The organism is Halomonas icarae (assembly GCF_009901955.1).
Taxonomy (GTDB): Bacteria; Pseudomonadota; Gammaproteobacteria; order Pseudomonadales; family Halomonadaceae; genus Halomonas; species Halomonas icarae.
Genome location: NZ_WUTS01000001.1, coordinates 1,789,206 through 1,806,716, shown reverse-complemented (window position 1 = coordinate 1,806,716; position 17,511 = coordinate 1,789,206). Strand labels below are relative to the sequence as shown.

Sequence of the window (17,511 nt, the reverse complement as noted above, 5' to 3'; positions counted from 1 at the left end):
TGCATCCTTCACCCTGTGATCGCTTCCATATCAACCACATGCATTGTAGCTTATTCAGTTACGACTGTAGTACTAGCTGGATCGAATGTTTTACGTATCTCGTTTGATCATCCGAAATACAACACCCAGCCAAGCTGGCAATGCAGCATAGGTGCAGTATGGTGTATCCCTTCAGCGTCCTCGTTAGCGGTGTAATGGTGGTATGGCGCCGGCTCTATCGAGCTCGACCAACAGCGCCTGCATCGGATGAGGCAGTGTAGCCTTTGACAGGCGCCTGGCCTGGCTGCGGCAGGAGTAGCCAGTCGCCAGCAGCCGTCCGGCGTTGTACTCGTCCTCGATGACTTTCTGCCATGACAGGGCATAGATAGCTTTCGATGTTGTGAGGTTTCGGGCTTCATGGCCATAAGTCCCGGACATGCCGCAACAACCGGTGACTACCAGGTTGAGCTCGAGCCCAAAGGCGGCGAACACCTGCTGCCAGGCTCGGGGGCTGCCTGGGGCATTGGTGGCCTCGGTGCAGTGGGTGAGCAGACGGTACCCGGAGTTCTCGAGGACTAGGCCCTTGGGGGCCAAGTTGCTGACGCGGTTCACCAGCCACTCCTGGAGTAGCTGCACCTCGGGCACGGCATCGGGACCCAGCGCCTTCACGTACTCCTGACGATAGGTGAGGGTCATGGCGGGGTCGATGCCCACTAGCGGCACCCCGAACTCAGCGAGGGCACTTAGGCGCCTCGCCTGCTTCCCGGCGGTGCGCTCGAAGGCACCCAGGAAGCCCTGCACGTTGAGCGGCTTGCCGTTGGGAGAGAAGGGTGCCAGGAAGACGCGCACGTCGAGGCGGCTGAGCAGCTCGACGATATCCATGACCAGCTTTGCCTCGAAGTGGCTGGTGAAGGCGTCCTGGACGATCACTACGCTGTTGGCCTTTTGGGCCTCGGTGAGCAGGCCCAGCGAAGTCGGCGTGGCCTCATTCACGCCCCAGGCGGCGAGGGTCTTCCTCAGGCTGGTGCGGGAGAGTCGGGGGCTATCCACCATACCCACGGGGCCGGCAAGCAAGCGTGCCACTAGACGGTTGCCGAGTGCCGCGTTGTAGAGCGGCGCGACCCGGGTGAGGGCGGGCAGGAGGAACTCCAGGCCCCCGATCAGGTAGTCGCGCGGGGGCCTCAGGTAGCGACCGTGATAGGCCTCTAGGAACTGCGCACGGGAGTCGGGCACGTTGACCTTGACCGGACACTGGCCGGCACAAGACTTGCAGGCCAGGCACCCAGCCATGGCATTGTAGACCTCGTGGGAGAAGTCCGCCTCGCGGCCACGGCGTAGGGTGTTGAGGGTGCGCGCGGGAAGGCGCTTCACGAAGCCCCAGGCGCCCTCGGCACGGCGCGCACGCGCTTCATCGATCAGGTCGACCCCCGCTTCGCCCTGCAAACGCAGCCACTCGCGCACCAGGCTGGCGCGCCCCTTGGGGGAGTGGATACGATCGCGTGTCGCCTTCCAGGAGGGGCACATGGCATCGTCGGGGTCGTAATTGTAGCAGGCGCCGTTGCCGTTGCAGTAGACGGTGGCGGCGTGGGCGTGCCACACCCGCTTGTCGATGGTACGGTCGAACTGGCCGCGGGTGGGCACCCCGTCGATGGTCAGCAGTCCCGGGTCAGCCAGTTTTACGGCCTCGTCTCGAGCGGTTTCACCCATCGCCAGCGGTGTTGCTATCTTGCCCGGGTTGAGCTGATTGTAGGGGTCGAAGGCCGCTTTGACCCGCTGCAGGCTGGGGTAGAGGTCACCGAAGAAGCGTGGCGCGAACTCCGAGCGCACGCCCTTGCCGTGTTCGCCCCACAGCAGGCCGCCATAGCGACCGGTGAGTTCGGCTACCTCGTCGGAAACCTCACGGATCAGCCGCTCTTGTGCCGGGTCCTTCATGTCGAGGGCAGGGCGCACGTGGAGCACCCCGGCATCCACGTGGCCGAACATGCCGTACTCGAGGCCGCGGGCGTCGAGCAGGGCGCGGAACTCGGCGATGTAGTCGGCCAGGCGCTCTGGCGGTACTGCGGTATCCTCGACGAAAGGGAGGGGGCGCTGCTCCCCGCTGGCATTGCCCAGCAGACCTACGGCGCGCTTGCGCATGGCGTAGACGCGCTGGATGGCGGCGCGCCCCTCCGCCAGGGTGAAGCCCAGGCGCTCGACGCCGCGGTCGCTCTCCAAGTGGCGGCAGAAGGCGGCCACGCGCTCGGCCAGCCGCTCGGGGTCGTCGTCGTTGAACTCCACCAGATTGATGCCGCAAATGATGGAGGTCGATGCTTCTTGTCGAGTTGGTGTGGCTGATAGCTCTGCGGAGCCTAGTGCCCAAAGAGCAGAATGCTTATCAGCTTGCTCACTGCTGGGGAAAAACTCCGCAACGCTGTCCCAGATGAAGTCTTCCATGGCCAGCATCAGCACCTTGTCATCCACCGTCTCGATGGAGGTGGGCCCGGCGTCGCTCGCCATGAGCGCCTTGGCATCGCGAAGGGCATCCATAAAGCCGGGGTAGCGCACGTTGACCAGGGTCGAGTGCCTGGGGATCGGCAGCACCTTGAGCTCCGCCTCGTCGAGCAGGCCCAGCGAGCCCTCGGCGCCGCACAGCAGGCTGTTGAGGTCGAGCCTGCCTTCCGCCGTTCTCAGGTGCGCCAGGTCGTAGCCGGTTAGGCAGCGATTGAGCGGCGGGAAGGTCGCGGCGATCCGCTCGGCCTGGGTGTCGATGATCTCCCGGGCTGTACGCACGACGCGGCCGGTGGCGTCGTCGCGCGCGCACAGCGCTTCCAGCTCGTACTCGTCCAGCGGCCGGCTCACCAGGCGCTCGCCGCCCAGCAGCAGCGTGGAGAGCTCGAGCACGTGATCGCGGGTTTTGCCGTACTCGCAGCTGCCTTGGCCACTGGCGTCGGTGCTGATCATGCCGCCGATGGTGGCGCGGTTGGAGGTGGAGAGCTCCGGTGCGAAGAAGAGCCCATGAGGTTTGAGCGCCGCGTTGAGCTGGTCCTTGACTACGCCGGCCTGGACACGAACCCGGCGGTTTTCGACGTCGATGTCGAGTATTTGATTCATGTGCCGGGAGACGTCCACCACCAGGCCGTCGGTGAGGGACTGCCCGTTGGTGCCGGTACCGCCGCCGCGGGGGGTGAGCACCACTCGGCGGTGCTCCACCTGGCCGGCCAGGTGAGCGATGCGCTGTAGGTCCTCGCCGTGGCGTGGATATAGTACCGCCTGGGGCATGCGCTGATAGATGGAGTTGTCGGTAGCCAGCACCGTGCGGGCGGCGTAGTCGGGGGCGAGCTCTCCCTCAAAGCCGGCGGCCATCAAAGCCTCTATGAAGAGAAGGTAATCATCTCTTGATTCATAAGAGCCTCTGCTGGTGTTTAGTTTTGCTATCATGAAAGAAGCTTTATGTGAAGATTTTCAGTTAGTGATGCTGGAAGCGGCTTGCCATTTTTTAAAGGCAAGCCGCGATGGATTTATTAGCTTCTAGATAATTGCGCTTCACCGATGGAGTTTTGTTCCCTTATATAGTTAGCAAGAGAAGGGTCCACGCTACCTTCCTTCCATTTACCGCGAACGAGAATCGGATCGTGGTTTTCTTCCCAGCGCCTGATGTCGTCGTCAGTAGCTTTGGGAATGAATCGGCCAGTCCATCCCCACAAGAGGTCAAACAAAGGACTTAACCAGCATGCGAAGGCAAAGGGGGCGTAAAGAAGAGTCTGTACTCCCGTGACGCCCGCAATGAAAACGCCCGCCGATGTCCAAGGAAAGAGTGGGGCACAGAGGGTGCCTGTGTCTTCGGCAATACGCGAAACATTTGCGGTGGAAAGGCCCATCCCCCGGAAGGCAGGTGAGAATGTTTGCCCTGTGATGGTGTATGCAACCCACTGATCACTGACGCCGGTGATGCCAAGTGAGGTTAACACTGTTCCGGTCACTAGGCTGCCGCGGCTTCTGAGCTTGGTGACGATACTGGTGACAATTTTTTGGATACTGCCAATTTTCAGCAGGAGACCACCATATGCCAAGGCAATCATCATGAGCGAGATGATATACATCATTGACATCAGTCCGCCTCTGCCCAAGAGATCGTCAAGGCTGCTGCTGCCAGTGGAAATGTCATAGCCATTCATCATAGAGTTGAATAGCGTGCCAATCGTGACTCCCTGAAAAATAAGAGCGACAATGCCGCCTACCACAACGCCAGAGAACATTGCGGGGAGTGCCGGGAATTTTTTGAAGCACATAAAACCGGTAACCACCGGAGGGATGAGCAAAAACCAGGACAGGCTGAATGTGCCACCAATTGCGCTCTTGATTTCTGCGATACGCTCAATGCTCCCAACTTCATCGGCTGTACCATAGCCAAGATAGGTATAAATGGCGATCGAAATTGCCATGGCTGGCACGGTAGAAGGAAGCATATTTTTAATATGTGTCCACAGGTCTGTGCCTACCATGACGGGTACAGCATTTGTGGTTTCAGAAAGGGGAGAAATCTTGTCGCCAAAGAATGCGCCAGAAATTACCGCTCCTGCAGTATAGGAAATGGGTATGCCGATAACTTCGCCAATGCTGATAAGAGCCAGGCCGATCGTGCCAGTCGTACCCCATGATGTGCCCGTGAGCAGAGCGGTAAACGAGCAGATGATACAGGCTAAAGGCAGAAAGATAGATGGCGAAATAATATCGACACCAATGGTGATGAATAGGGGGACAGTGCCTGAAACTATCCAGGTGCTAATCAGCATGCCAATAGTCATTAGTACACCAATAACCGGAATGGCAGGCTTGAGTGCTTGAGTTAATCCCTCCTCGATATCGTTCCAGCTAAACCCAAGGTGCCATCCAATAGAGGCAACTATAGCTACGCCGATGATCAAGGGGATGTGAGCGTCGCCGTTAAATACGAAAAGCTGAACGACTAAGAGCGCAAGCGTAAAGATAATGGGGAATAAAGAAAGAAATAAGTTTATCGGTTTATTCTTTTTTTTGCCTTGTCCTTGGGTGCCGTGGGCCATTTGGGGAACCTCTAGTGGCTGTTGTAGTTAGGGTAATTGGGAGTTAGAAGCCAATGAATTTTGAAGCTACTCCTTCACACGACCAACAACAATCAAGCTATGAACGATGATTGTAAACAAAATCTTGCCCATGTGGATGGCCTCCCCTCGTCATGCCTCGGGTGCATGGTGAATGAGATGATGTGCTTGCGTAAAAAACAAGATGGCTTTGGGTGTTGACCTGACTCATTGGGGGTGCATATTAATTGTATGATATTAGCTGCTATGCGTTCTATCTATGTTTATTTTAGGAGTTTGTTTAATATTTTTTGGTGTAGGCGCACTGGCCTGCCGAATAGATGGTGTCTTGATATCAAGCTATCGTGAGGGCAAGCATGACTTGCTGTTTGTTAACCTGTTCTTTGCAGACGCCTTCAGGTGGATGTGCTAGGTTGGCTAAAACCAAGATAATTTTTCTGAGGCTTTGTATGTCTGAGTATATGAAAAACTTGATCAATGGAAAGTGGTCCGGTACTGATCGAGTTACAGAGAACAGAAACCCATCAAATCCCAGCGACATTATTGGTCTGTATACCCGCTCCGACTCCGAGATGGTGTTAAAAGCAGTGGAAGCGGCTAAAAAAGCTCAGCCATCTTGGGCGTCAGCATCCCCACAGTTTCGTGCTGATGTGCTTGATAAGGCCGGGAGCCTTATCTTGAGTCGTGCTGATGCATTGGCCAGGCTGCTCTCCAGGGAAGAGGGCAAGATACTTGCCGAAGCCAAGGGCGAAGTTATCCGAGCCGGCAATAGCTTCAAGTTCTTCGCCGGAGAGGCGGTGCGGTTGGGCGGGCAGAAGCTTCCTTCCACTCGCAAAGGTTGCGACGTAGAAACCACCCGTGAGCCCTTGGGTGTGGTCGGCCTGATCACCCCCTGGAATTTCCCGATTGCCATTCCGGCCTGGAAGGCGGCCCCGGCACTGGCTGCAGGCAATGCCGTGGTGTTGAAGCCGGCGGAACTCACGCCGGGTTGCGCCCATGAGATGGCTAGGATTCTTCACGAGGCGGGATGCCCGGATGGGGTCTTCAACCTCGTCATGGGTGCTGGGGCTGAACTCGGTGCGACTTTGGTCGAGCATCCGGACGTCTCTGCCATCTCCTTTACCGGTTCCGAGGCTGTCGGTCGGCGCATCGCCGAGACCTGTGCCAAGCAGTTGAAGAAAGTGCAGCTCGAAATGGGTGGGAAGAACCCCATGGTAGTGCTCGACGACGCCGATCTCGAAGTAGCTGTGCAGGTCTGCCTCAACGGGGCATTTTTTTCCACTGGGCAGCGCTGTACCGCCTCGTCGCGCTTGATCGTCGAGGCTGGCATTCATGACGCCTTCGTTGAGCGTTTGGAAGCCGCACGCGCGGCGCTGAGGATCGGCGACCCGCTCGACACCAAGACTCAACTCGGTCCGGTGGCTTCCGAGCGTCAGCTGGCCGGCAACCTGGAGGCCGTGAGGCGTGCTGCCGACGAGGGGTGTGTGGTGAGAGGCGGGGAGCGCCTAGATCGTGAAGGCTTCTTCCAGGCACCGGCCCTGTTTCTGGGATCTCACAATTCGATGAGCACCGCGCGCGACGAGATCTTCGGTCCCTGTGCCTCGGTGATCCGGGTAGCCGACTTTGACGAGGCGGTGGCCGTGGCCAATGACACGCCCTACGGTCTCTCCTCGGGCATCTGTACCCAATCCTTGAAGCATGCCTCGGCGTTCAAGCGACTCGCGCAGGCGGGCATGGTGATGGTCAATCTGCCCACAGCGGGGGTCGATTACCACGTGCCCTTCGGTGGCCGCAAGGGCTCGAGCCTGGGCGGACGTGAGCAGGGCTCGATCGCGATGGACTTCTACACCACTGTCAAGACTGCCTACACCTTCGCAGGATAACCCGGCGCAAAGTTACAAGCATGATAAGGAGGCCTGATGGATACGGCATTGGTGACGGGAGCGACGAGCGGTGTAGGGCGTGCCATAGCGTTGAGGTTGGCGCAGGAAGGTTACAACGTACTGGCAATGGGGCGAAACGCTGCGGCGCTTGATGAGTTGAGCAGAACACCCGGTGTCACGCCTATCTGCGTCGAACTCACCGACCGCGAGGCGGTTTGTGAGGCGCTTGACAACAATCCGGTCGACGTACTGGTCAACAATGCGGGGATCATGCCCCCTCTAAGTGCCTTTCAGGATTCCGAGCAGGCGGATATCGATGCGGCCATCGCCGTGAATTTCAGTGCCCAGGTCGCGTTGACTCGCCTCGTTGTGCCCGTCATGTGTCAACGCGGGCGCGGTCATATGTTCTTTACCGGCTCCACCGCAGGCCATGCCCCATTTCCCAATATGGCAGTCTACTGTGCCACCAAGGCGGCGATCGGCGGGTTCGCCCAGGCGCTGCGACTCGATGTCGCCAACAGCGGCGTGCGTGTCACCGAGATCGTCGCCGGCCGGATCGAAACCAACCTCTATCACGACATTCTTTCTGCAGAGAAGCGGGCAGCCATGTACGCCGGACAAACGGCCGTGCAGCCGGAAGATGTAGCCGAGATGCTCAGCACCGTGCTTGCGATGCCGGCCTCGGTGGATGTATCGCGCTTCGATATTGTGCCGGCTCGGAAGGCGGAATCAGCAAACAAGCAGAAATAGGGTGCAAATCAATATGAAAGACTTATCTGTCATCGTCGTTGGTGGTGGCGCCGGGCTAGGAGCCCTGATCGCTAAGATGGCCGTGAACGAAGGGGCCGCTGCCCTGGGCATTATCGACCTCGACCGGGAGGCAGCTGAAGCGGCACTAGCGCCTGCCAAAGCGAGGGGGCTACCGACTGCGTTTTCAAGTTGCGACATTCGTAGCGGCAGCGCGGCACGGGCGGCGTTCACCGAGGTCGCCGAGACGTTGGGACGCGTCGATACGCTGGTCAACTCTGCGGCCATCTTTCCCCGCAAGCCGCTGCTCGAGATAACTGACGAGGAGTGGGATGCCTCCAACGGCGTCAATATCAAGGGCAGCTATCACATGATGGTTGCCGCAGTTCAGCAGATGCGTGAGCAGACGCCGAAAGGACAGGTGCGCGGCAGGATCGTCAACATCACCTCGGTGGATGCCTTCAAGGCGCATCCTCAGAATGCCCACTATGCCGCCACCAAGGCCGCGGTGGTCAGCCTGACCCGAAGCTTCGCACACGAGGTGGCGCCTCAAGGCATTCTGGTCAACTCCGTCGCCCCGGCGGGCATGGCCACCGAGCGCGCCCGCGAGCAGGGGTTTCTCGACGAGCTGGCCAAGGCCAGCCCGCTGGGGCGGGGCGGTGAGCCACGTGAGATGGCGGAATGGGTGTTGATGGCAGGTGGTCCCAGAAATACATATATGACCGGTGAAAACATCATCGTTTCGGGTGGCTATATCTATGCTTGAGTATCCCGCTAGTACCGTCGGTTGATCACCGCGCTGGCCGGATATTAAGTGCTAATTCCGGCACGGTGTGGGTCTGGAGGAAGTAATTCTTCTTAGTGGCTTTCTGTTGGAAAGCTTTACTTGCTATCTCAGTAAATTCTGCATGCTGCTAGATGAGGTGCTATAGCCCTCATCTAAGCTTCCTACACACTGAATTTTCCTTGTTTCGTGGTCGTATGCCATCTGACTGCAGGTGAAATCCCGGTATGTGTTTTCGGAATCTCTAGCTTCAACAAGCACTACTTGTCTAACAATGGCTTTACTTGATTTTTTGCGGCTCGCTTATCAGCGCATGATCCCAGTAACTGGTCAGTTGACCAAACATGTCTTCACTTCAACCGAATACAAAAGGATAACGCGATGATTCGCACCGGAGGACAGCTACTCGTTGAGAGCTTGTTAGCGCTGGGAGCTACTAAAAGCTTCGGTGTGCCTGGCGAGAGTTACCTGGCTGTATTGGATGCCCTGCACGATACCATCGGTCAACTCGATTACGTCGTATGCCGAAACGAGGGCGGCGCTGCATTCATGGCGGCTGCCTATGGCAAACTGACCCAGACCCCAGGCCTTTGTTTCGTCACCCGTGGGCCTGGGGCGACAAATGCCTCGATCGGTGTACACACGGCGATGCAGGATAGCGTGCCAATGCTACTCTTCGTAGGCCAAGTCGGCACTGACATGAAGGGTCGTGAAGCCTTTCAGGAGATCGACTACAAAGCGGTTTTCGGCACCTTGGCTAAGTGGGCTGTCGAGATCGACGACGTCGAGCGTATTCCCGAAATCCTTTCGCGGGCCTGGACTCTGGCCGTATCGGGACGTCCTGGTCCCGTGGTGATCGCGCTTCCCGAGGACATGCTGACCTCGGTCAGCGAAGTGGCGCCGCTCACAGGCCCGGTTGAGATCACCAGGCCTGAGCCGAGCGCAGCCGCAATGCAAAAGGCGAGGTCGATTCTTGCCGAAGCGAAGCGGCCAGTGATCCTCTATGGAGGCTGCAACTGGCAGGGCGAAGGCACCGGACCGATGCAGCGCTTCGCTGAAGCTTCCAATATCCCGGTGGTCTCGGTTTTTCGCTACCAAGACCAGTTCGATAACACCTCCCCCGTTTTCTGCGGCGAGGCCGGGGTTGGTATGACGCCGCCAGTTAAGAAGCTTTTGCGCGAAGCCGATGTGATTCTCGCTGTAAACAACCGTTTCGGCGAGAACTCTACCGACGGCTACACCCTGCTCGATGTACCGCAGCCCAAGCAGCGAGTAATTCATGTGCATGGGTCGGATCTGGAGATCGGCAAGGTCTACCGTCCCGAGCTTGGTATTCATGCCGATCCCAGCGCCTTTGCCGAGGCCTTGGGAAAGCTGGCTCCGATCGAGGGAGGCTGGGCCGAGTGGCGTGCCGAAGGTCGTGAAGCCTATGAAGCGGGCTTTGAGCTACCTGACCTCCCTTCGCCGGTAGACATGGGCAAGGTCTGCTCATATCTGCGTGACCGGCTGCCCGCCGATATGATCCTGACCAACGGTGCTGGCAATTTCACGGTTTGGCCCGGCAAATTTTTTCGCTACGGACCTGAAGCACGACTACTGGGGCCTCAATCCGGTGCCATGGGATATGGTGTACCGGCAGCCATTGCCGCCAAGATCGCACATCCTGAACGCACCGTAGTCTGTTTTGCCGGCGACGGCGATTTCCAGATGAATTGCCCGGAGCTAGGTTCCGCCATGCAGGCTGGCGCCCAGCCTATCATCCTAGTTCTTAACAACGGAATTTACGGCACCATCCGTGCACATCAGGAGCGGAGTTATCCTGCTCGCGTTTCCGGCACAACCATGGAGCAGAATCCTGACTTCGTCACCTTAGGCAGGGCCTATGGGTTCCACTCCGAACGGGTTGCGTCTACCGATGAATTTCCAGCGGCCTTCGAGCGTGCACTCGCCTCGGATAGCGGTGCCCTGCTCGAACTAGACATTTCACCCGAAGCCCTCACCCCGCGTCTGACGCTCAGCCAGATGCGTGATGCAGCCCTCGCAGCCAAGGAACAATCATGAGTATCGGTCAAGACATTCGTCTCGGGGCCGATATCGGCGGGACCTTCACCGATATCGCCCTCGACGTTCGCGGAACCCTTTATTCCACAAAGGTGCTGACTAACTATACAGCACCGGAGCAAGCCATCCTCGACGGTATCGAGATAGTGACCCAGGATGCAGGTGTTGATGCCTCGCAGATCGACATGATCATCCATGGTACGACCCTTGCCACCAATGCGCTGATTGAGCGTCGTGGTGCGCGCACTGCTCTGATTACCACCGAAGGTTTTCGTGACGTAATAGAGATGCGTACCGAGAACCGTTTCGAGCAGTATGATCTCAACCTCAAGTTACCGACTCCGTTGATTCCGCGTGAAGACCGTTTCACGGTCAAGGGGCGCATCAGTGCCCAGGGCGAAGAGCTCCTTGCGTTGGACGAAGAGACGCTCGAGATTATCGCCAGGAATATAAAGGCAGAGGGTTTTGGTGCGGTGGCGGTCGGCTTTATTCACTCTTATATGAATGATGCCCACGAGAAGCGTGCCCGCGAGATTTTACAGCGCCACCTTGACTTGCCAATTTCGATTTCGGCGGAAGTTTCGCCACAGATGCGCGAGTTTGAACGCTTCAATACCGTATGTGCCAATGCTTATGTGCGCCCGCAAATGGCCAGTTACCTATCGCGCTTGGAGGTACGGCTTAAGGAAATGGGTGCCGGCTGCCCGGTATTCATGATTCATTCCGGTGGTGGCTTGGTCTCGTTAGAGACCGCAGCCGAGTTTCCTGTGCGCCTTGTTGAGTCCGGCCCTGCTGGAGGGGCAATCTTCGCAGCCGATATCGCGCGGCGCTTCGATCTCGATCGTGTGGTCTCTTATGACATGGGAGGTACTACCGCTAAGGTTTGTCTGATCGAGGACTTCAAGCCGCAGACGGCACGTACTTTTGAGGTGGCCCGTACCTATCGATTCTGCAAGGGCTCCGGTATGCCGATCTCGATTCCGGTCATCGAGATGATCGAAATCGGTGCCGGTGGTGGTTCCATAGCTTGGGTCGATGCCATGAACCGTATCCAGGTGGGTCCCGAATCAGCCTCTTCTGAGCCGGGTCCAGCATGCTACGGCCGTGGAGGTGAGCGTCCGACTATCACAGATGCCGACTTGCTGCTGGGCAAGCTCGACCCCGACAACTTCGCCGGCGGCAAGATCAGACTCTCCAAGGAAGCATCGGCTAGGGCGATCTCACTCGATGTGGGTGAGAAGCTGGACCTGCAGCCCCAGGCAGCGGCGTTTGGCATCTGCGACGTGGTAGATGAAAACATGGCCAATGCAGCTCGGGTGCATGCTGTCGAGAACGGAAAGAATATCTCCGAAAACACCATGATCGCCTTCGGGGGAGCTGCACCGCTGCATGCAGCACGGCTCTGCGAAAAACTCAATATCGACCGCTGCTTGATTCCTCGAGGAGCTGGTGTGGGTTCGGCTATTGGCTTCCTGCGCGCACCGTTCGGATATGAGGCTGTCGCTTCTCAAATCATGGGACTCAAGGGCTTCGACACGGCTGCTCTCAACACCCTGTTGGAGGAGCTTAAGGCGACCGCTGAAAGCTTTGTGCGGGAAGGAGCGCAGGGCGAGATTCAGCGCGAGATTACCGCTTTCATGCGCTACGCTGGCCAGGGCTGGGAGATCCCCGTCGCGCTGCCGGATCGCGACTTTATAGCCGCCGACGAGGCTCTAATTGAACAGGCGTTCAAGGAGCGGTATGCAAAGTTCTTTGGCCGTGCGGTCGAAGGGCCGGCAATCGAGTTCGTCACTTTCTCAGTCAAGGCCCACGATATGAGGGCCGAGACCGAAGGTCATCCGTTGACTGAAGAAGGGCAGGTGATTGAAGCATCGGCCACACGTCAGGTATTCGATCCAGCTCTGGGCGGTGAACAGAGCACCGGTATCGTCCTCCGTGACACCTTGTCCGCCGGCGATCGTGTGATTGGCCCTGCAGTCATTGTCGAACGTGAAACCTCAACTGTCGTCACCTCACCATTCGATGCGGTGGTGCAATCCGACGGTACTCTGCTTCTCATGCGGAAAGGAGTTTAATCTATGAACCAGATTGATGAAATCCGCATGCAGGTCATGTGGAACCGCCTTATTTCGGTGGTCGAAGAGCAAGCCATGACGCTATTGCGCACCGCATTTTCCACATCGGTGCGTGAAGCGGGTGACCTCTCTGCTGGTGTCTACAACGCCAGAGGCGAGATGCTGGCCCAGGCCGTGACAGGAACACCAGGTCACGTCAACACTATGGCCGAGGCAGTGATGCACTTCATCGCCGAAATTCCGCGCGAGGAGATGTACCCTGGCGATACCTATGTCACCAACGACCCATGGAAAGGGACTGGGCACCTGCATGACATCACCATGGTGTCTCCGTCGTTCAAGGGCGACGAGCTGATCGGCTTTTTCGCCTGCACCGCTCACGTGGTCGACGTGGGGGGGCGCGGCTTCGGCGCTGACGGTAAGTCGGTCTACGAGGAAGGCATCCAGATTCCGATCATGAAGTTCGCCGAGCGCGGTGAGGTCAACCAGGATTTGCTCAAGATCCTACGCCTCAACGTTCGTGAGCCCAACCAGGTCATCGGTGATTTCTATTCTTTGGCGGCTTGTAACGATGTCGGTCACAATCGGTTGATAGCGATGCTCGATGAAGTCGGGCTCGATAACCTCGAAAGCCTGGGCGAATTCATTCTGTCGCGTACCCATGCCGCGATCATGGAGCGCATCGCTGATCTACCTAAGGGGGCCTGGTCCAATGACATGCTGACCGATGGTTATGATCAGGCGATTAAGTTGGCTGCCGAAGTAAGCATCGGTAACGATAATGTGAACGTCGATTTCTCAGGCACAGCGGCGATGAGTCCTTGGGGCATCAATGTACCAATGATCTACACCAAGGCGTACGCCTGTTATGCGCTCAAGTGTGTGGTTGCGCCGGATATTCCCAACAACGCGGCATCGCTGGCAGTGTTTAAAGTCTCTTCGCCGACCAACATCCTCAACGCAGAGCGACCGGCACCGGTCTCCGTACGTCACGTATTGGGCCACATGGTACCTGACCTGGTTCTGGGGGCGTTGGCGAAAGCCATGCCAGGGCAGGTGCTGGCCGAGGGCGCGGCGGCACTGTGGAACGTCCACATCTCAGCACGTCCGGTGGAAGGCCAGGAAGGGCGCCAAGCCGAAGTTCTGATGTTCAACTCCGGAGGTATGGGGGCTCGCCCGCAGTTAGATGGGCTCTCCTCGACGGCATTTCCGTCCGGCGTTCACACCATGCCCATCGAGGCGACCGAACATACCGGCCCGATTGTGATCTGGCGCAAGGAGCTAAGACCGGATTCTGGCGGCGCCGGTAAGTTCCGCGGCGGCCTGGGGCAGGTCATCGAAATCGCGCCGGCCGAGGGGCATGAGTTTAACTTCTCCGCAATGTTCGATCGCGTGACCTCCGCACCGCGTGGTCGTGATGGAGGGGAGCCTGGTGCTCCGGGCAGCGTAGCGCTGGATGATGGCACGCAGCTGCGGCCCAAGGGATGGCAGCATGTGCCTGCCGGCCGCCGCTTGGTATTGAAACTTCCCGGTGGTGGAGGTTTCGGACAACCCGCCGAGCGTCTTCAGGAAGCCATCGCTGCGGACCGGGCCCAAGGATATGTCACAGGAGGTGATGTATGAGTTATATCGCCAAACGCCTTTCGGCAGTAAAGCCATCGGCCTCGATGGCTGTTTCGCAGGCGGCCAAGGACCTAGCGGCTACAGGTGTGGACGTTATTGACTTGGGCCTGGGCGAGCCGGATTTCTCTACCCCGGATCATGTCACTCAGGCGGCTTTTGAATCAGCCAGTCGTGAACGCATGCTCTACACCGCCTCTTTGGGGACTCTCTCACTGCGCAAAGCTATAGCTAGGAAGTTCCAGCGTGAGAATGGCCTCGACTATGCGCTTGACGAGATCGCAGTAGCTAACGGCGCCAAGCAGGTGATCTTCAATGCACTGATGGCCACGATGAATGAAGGTGACGAGGCGATTCTGCCGGCCCCATACTTTGTCTCCTACCCGGAAATGGTCAAACTCTTTGGTGGCGTGCCCGTTACACCACCTTGTCCGGCTGAGGCTGGTTTTCGATTGACCCCGGAGGTGTTGGAGGCTTCGATTACACCTAAGACCAAGTGGCTGTTCCTTAACCTGCCAGGTAACCCATCCGGTGCGACCTACAGTGAAGCCGAGCTTAAGGCGCTTGGTGAGGTGCTGGTTAGATACCCGCAGGTGCTGGTGCTTTCCGATGAGATCTATGAGCACATTATCTTCGACGGACGCGAGTTCGTTTCTTTCGGGAAAGCCTGCCCCTATCTGCGTGAGCGCAGCCTGATCATCAACGGGGTTTCCAAAGCGTATGCCATGACTGGTTGGCGCGTGGGCTATGCTGCCGGCCCTCGTCAACTGATCAAAGCCATGGCCACCGTCCAGAGTCAATCGTGTACATCCGTCTCTAGCGTAGCCCAGGTGGCGGCTCAGGCCGCCTTGGAAGGCCCCCAGGACGATGTTTCACGTTTTCGAGAAGCCTTCGAGAGTCGTCGTGATCTGGTGGTCGAGGGTATCGCTGGCATAGAAGGCTTGACTCTCAATCCGCCGGAAGGGGCATTTTATGCTTACATCGGCTGCGAGGCACTGATTGGAGCACGAACACCCAATGGTGACGTCCTTCATGACGACAACTCTGTGGCCCAGTACCTGCTCAACGAAGGTCACATTGCCTCTGTGCCTGGCGCTGCCTATGGTCTTTCTCCTTTCTTCCGCATATCGACGGCAACCTCTGAGGAGGTCCTTAAAGATGCAATGCGCCGTATCGCTTCAGCTGTCGATAAGCTTGTATGCGTCCCCACTGTTTCATAATAGGAGGCTAACGTAATGGAAAAGCCTTTCAACCGAATCCTTATTACCGGTGCCGCTGGGCGTCTGGGTAGTGAACTTCGTAAAGGTTTGGCTCCTCTGTCGAATAATTTTCGACTTGTTGACAGGGTCGAAATTACCGATATCAAAGATAATGAAGAGGCTTTTGTCTTTGATCTAGCTGACGAATTTTCCGTAGACAAGGCCGTAGAAGGTGTTGAAGCAATCATTCACTTCGGTGGTGCTCCACTGGAGCGCCCGTGGGATGAGATCCTCGACTCCAATATACGCGGCTCGTACAATATCTATGAGTCTGCTCGTCGTCACGGTATCAAGCGGGTCATTTACGCCTCTTCTGTTCATGCTATTGGCTATCATAAAATTGATGACAACATCGATTGTGATGCCAAGCCACGTCCTGATAGCTTATATGGAGTTTCAAAGAACTTCGTAGAATCACTCTCTAGCCTCTATTGGGACAAATTCGGTATTGAATCCGCATGTATCCGGATTTTTTCGTCCTTTCCGGAGCCGGCGGACCGTCGCATGTTATGGTCATGGCTATCTTTTGATGATTGCGTCCGTCTCGTGAGCGCCTGTCTCACCGCGCCGCATATCGGGCATACTATTACTGCTGGAATTTCAGATAATAAAGTTAAGCCGATCAATATGGATAATGCCGGGCATATTGGTTATGTGCCGCATGATAGCGCCGAGCCCTACAGAGAGTCGGTCGAGAGCAAGACCAAGCCAGCGGATCCCATGGATCCAGCCACACATTGCATCGGAGGTTGGTTTGTTAACCTTGGCCACCCCAATGACGAGGAGTCTAAGTGATGAAAGATCAGTATGATGTGGTCATCATCGGCGGGGCAGTTATTGGTTCCTCTGTTGCCTACTTTCTTTCTCAGAACCCTGATTTCAATGGCTCTGTACTAGTGGTTGAACGTGACCCGTCTTATGCAACCGCGGGCACTTCTCTCTCATCCTCTGCAATCCGGACTCAGTTTTCTAATCCGATAAACGTCAAGATTAGCCAGTTTGGTATAGAGTTTATAAAAAACTTCGGCGACACGATGCAGGTTGCTGGTGAAGAAAAACCAGAGCTAGATTTTCATGAAGGTGGTTACCTGTTTCTAGCTAACACTCCTGAGCAGGTTGATATTCTCAAAGAGAACCATGAGGTTCAGCGTGCTTGTGGTGCTGATGTGGTGCTCTGGCGCCGTGATGAACTTGCCAATGCATTCCCGCATCTGCGTGTGGACGATATAGAACTGGCATCTTACGGGCGCTCCAATGAGGGTTGGTTTAATAATACCGGCTTGATGTTTGGCTTCAAGGCGAAAGCGCGTGAGCTGGGTGTGCATTACGTGAAGGATGAAGTGGTCGCTATCTCCCGAGAGGGAAGTCAAATTACAGGCGTATCACTAAAGCATGGTGGTGAAATCAAGGCAGGTACGGTAGTCAACGCTTCGGGTACACGGGCATCGCTTACCGCCCGTATGGCTGGGCTTGATATCCCGGTTGAACCTAGAAAGCGTACATTATTTGTATTCGATTGTGCTCAGTCACCGGAGGGAACGGCTGCTGTTAACCATGGTCGCCTGCCATTGATGATAGATCATACAGGTGTTTTTTGTCGCCCAGAGGGCCGGTTCTTCCTATCTGGGTGCCCACCGGTTGAAGACCCAGTAGTTGACTGGGATGATTTTGATCCCAGATACTATGAGTTCGAAGATTATATCTGGCCCGCCCTAGCGGAGCGTTCCGAGGCGTTCGAAGCAATTAAAGTAGTAAATCAGTGGGCAGGTCACTATGACTTCAACACCCTTGATCACAACTTAGTAGTTGGCCGTCACCCAGAAGTATGCAACTTTATTTTTGCTAATGGCTTCTCCGGTCATGGTCTTCAGCAGTCGCCTGCCACAGGGCGTGGTGTCGCTGAACTGATCATCTACGGGGGCTATCGCACCCTCGATCTCTCTGATGTTGGCTACGAAAGAGTCGTTGAGAATCGCCCTTTCTTGGAGAAGGCTGTTATTTGACATTTCTAGCCCCACTGGAAATGGTGGGGCCTTTCGTGCA

General features: G+C 56.9%; 11 protein-coding genes. 9 read left to right on the top strand and 2 right to left on the bottom strand.

Translation table 11 applies throughout. The annotated features are described in order from the left end of the window. Positions 1–183 precede the first annotated feature (183 nt). Both GRB80_RS08345 and nhaC read right to left on the bottom strand, forming a co-directional pair. Positions 184–3,396 (bottom strand): FAD-binding and (Fe-S)-binding domain-containing protein, encoded by a 3,213-nt coding sequence (locus tag GRB80_RS08345; RefSeq protein ID WP_161423237.1) that lies wholly within the window; start codon positions 3,394–3,396, stop codon positions 184–186. Positions 3,397–3,479: 83 nt separating this feature from the next. Then, on the bottom strand, positions 3,480–5,021 hold the full coding sequence (nhaC, locus tag GRB80_RS08340; protein ID WP_161423236.1) for a Na+/H+ antiporter NhaC: 1,542 nt from the start codon (positions 5,019–5,021) through the stop codon (positions 3,480–3,482). Positions 5,022–5,452: 431 nt separating this feature from the next. Between nhaC and GRB80_RS08335 the strand changes: the two genes are divergently transcribed. The 9 genes from GRB80_RS08335 to GRB80_RS08295 all read left to right on the top strand — a co-directional run bounded on the left by GRB80_RS08335 (position 5,453) and on the right by GRB80_RS08295 (position 17,471). Beyond that, on the top strand, positions 5,453–6,922 hold the full coding sequence (locus tag GRB80_RS08335; RefSeq protein WP_309663613.1) for an aldehyde dehydrogenase family protein: 1,470 nt from the start codon (positions 5,453–5,455) through the stop codon (positions 6,920–6,922). A gap of 36 nt (positions 6,923–6,958) precedes the next feature. After that, positions 6,959–7,672: an SDR family oxidoreductase gene (locus GRB80_RS08330; RefSeq protein WP_161423235.1), complete on the top strand. Its 714-nt coding sequence runs from the start codon at positions 6,959–6,961 to the stop codon at positions 7,670–7,672. 13 nt (positions 7,673–7,685) lie between these two features. Next, on the top strand, positions 7,686–8,435 hold the full coding sequence (locus GRB80_RS08325; protein ID WP_161423234.1) for an SDR family NAD(P)-dependent oxidoreductase: 750 nt from the start codon (positions 7,686–7,688) through the stop codon (positions 8,433–8,435). 399 nt (positions 8,436–8,834) lie between these two features. Then, on the top strand, positions 8,835–10,514 hold the full coding sequence (locus GRB80_RS08320; RefSeq protein ID WP_161423233.1) for a thiamine pyrophosphate-binding protein: 1,680 nt from the start codon (positions 8,835–8,837) through the stop codon (positions 10,512–10,514). Further along, positions 10,511–12,589 carry a hydantoinase/oxoprolinase family protein gene (locus GRB80_RS08315; protein ID WP_161423232.1) on the top strand — a complete coding sequence of 693 codons (2,079 nt, stop codon included), beginning with the start codon at positions 10,511–10,513 and terminating at the stop codon, positions 12,587–12,589. Before GRB80_RS08320 ends, GRB80_RS08315 begins: the two co-directional genes overlap by 4 nt. Positions 12,590–12,592: 3 nt before the next feature. Further along, positions 12,593–14,212: a hydantoinase B/oxoprolinase family protein gene (locus GRB80_RS08310; RefSeq protein WP_161423231.1), complete on the top strand. Its 1,620-nt coding sequence runs from the start codon at positions 12,593–12,595 to the stop codon at positions 14,210–14,212. Next, positions 14,209–15,429, top strand: a complete 1,221-nt coding sequence (locus GRB80_RS08305) for a pyridoxal phosphate-dependent aminotransferase (RefSeq protein WP_161423230.1) — start codon at positions 14,209–14,211, stop codon at positions 15,427–15,429. Before GRB80_RS08310 ends, GRB80_RS08305 begins: the two co-directional genes overlap by 4 nt. Positions 15,430–15,444: 15 nt before the next feature. Beyond that, entirely contained in the window at positions 15,445–16,263 is an 819-nt protein-coding gene (locus GRB80_RS08300; protein WP_161423229.1) for an NAD-dependent epimerase/dehydratase family protein, read from the top strand. After that, positions 16,263–17,471, top strand: a complete 1,209-nt coding sequence (locus GRB80_RS08295) for an NAD(P)/FAD-dependent oxidoreductase (protein WP_161423228.1) — start codon at positions 16,263–16,265, stop codon at positions 17,469–17,471. The genes GRB80_RS08300 and GRB80_RS08295 overlap by 1 nt, the downstream gene beginning before the upstream one ends. The last annotated feature ends 40 nt before the right edge of the window (positions 17,472–17,511 follow it).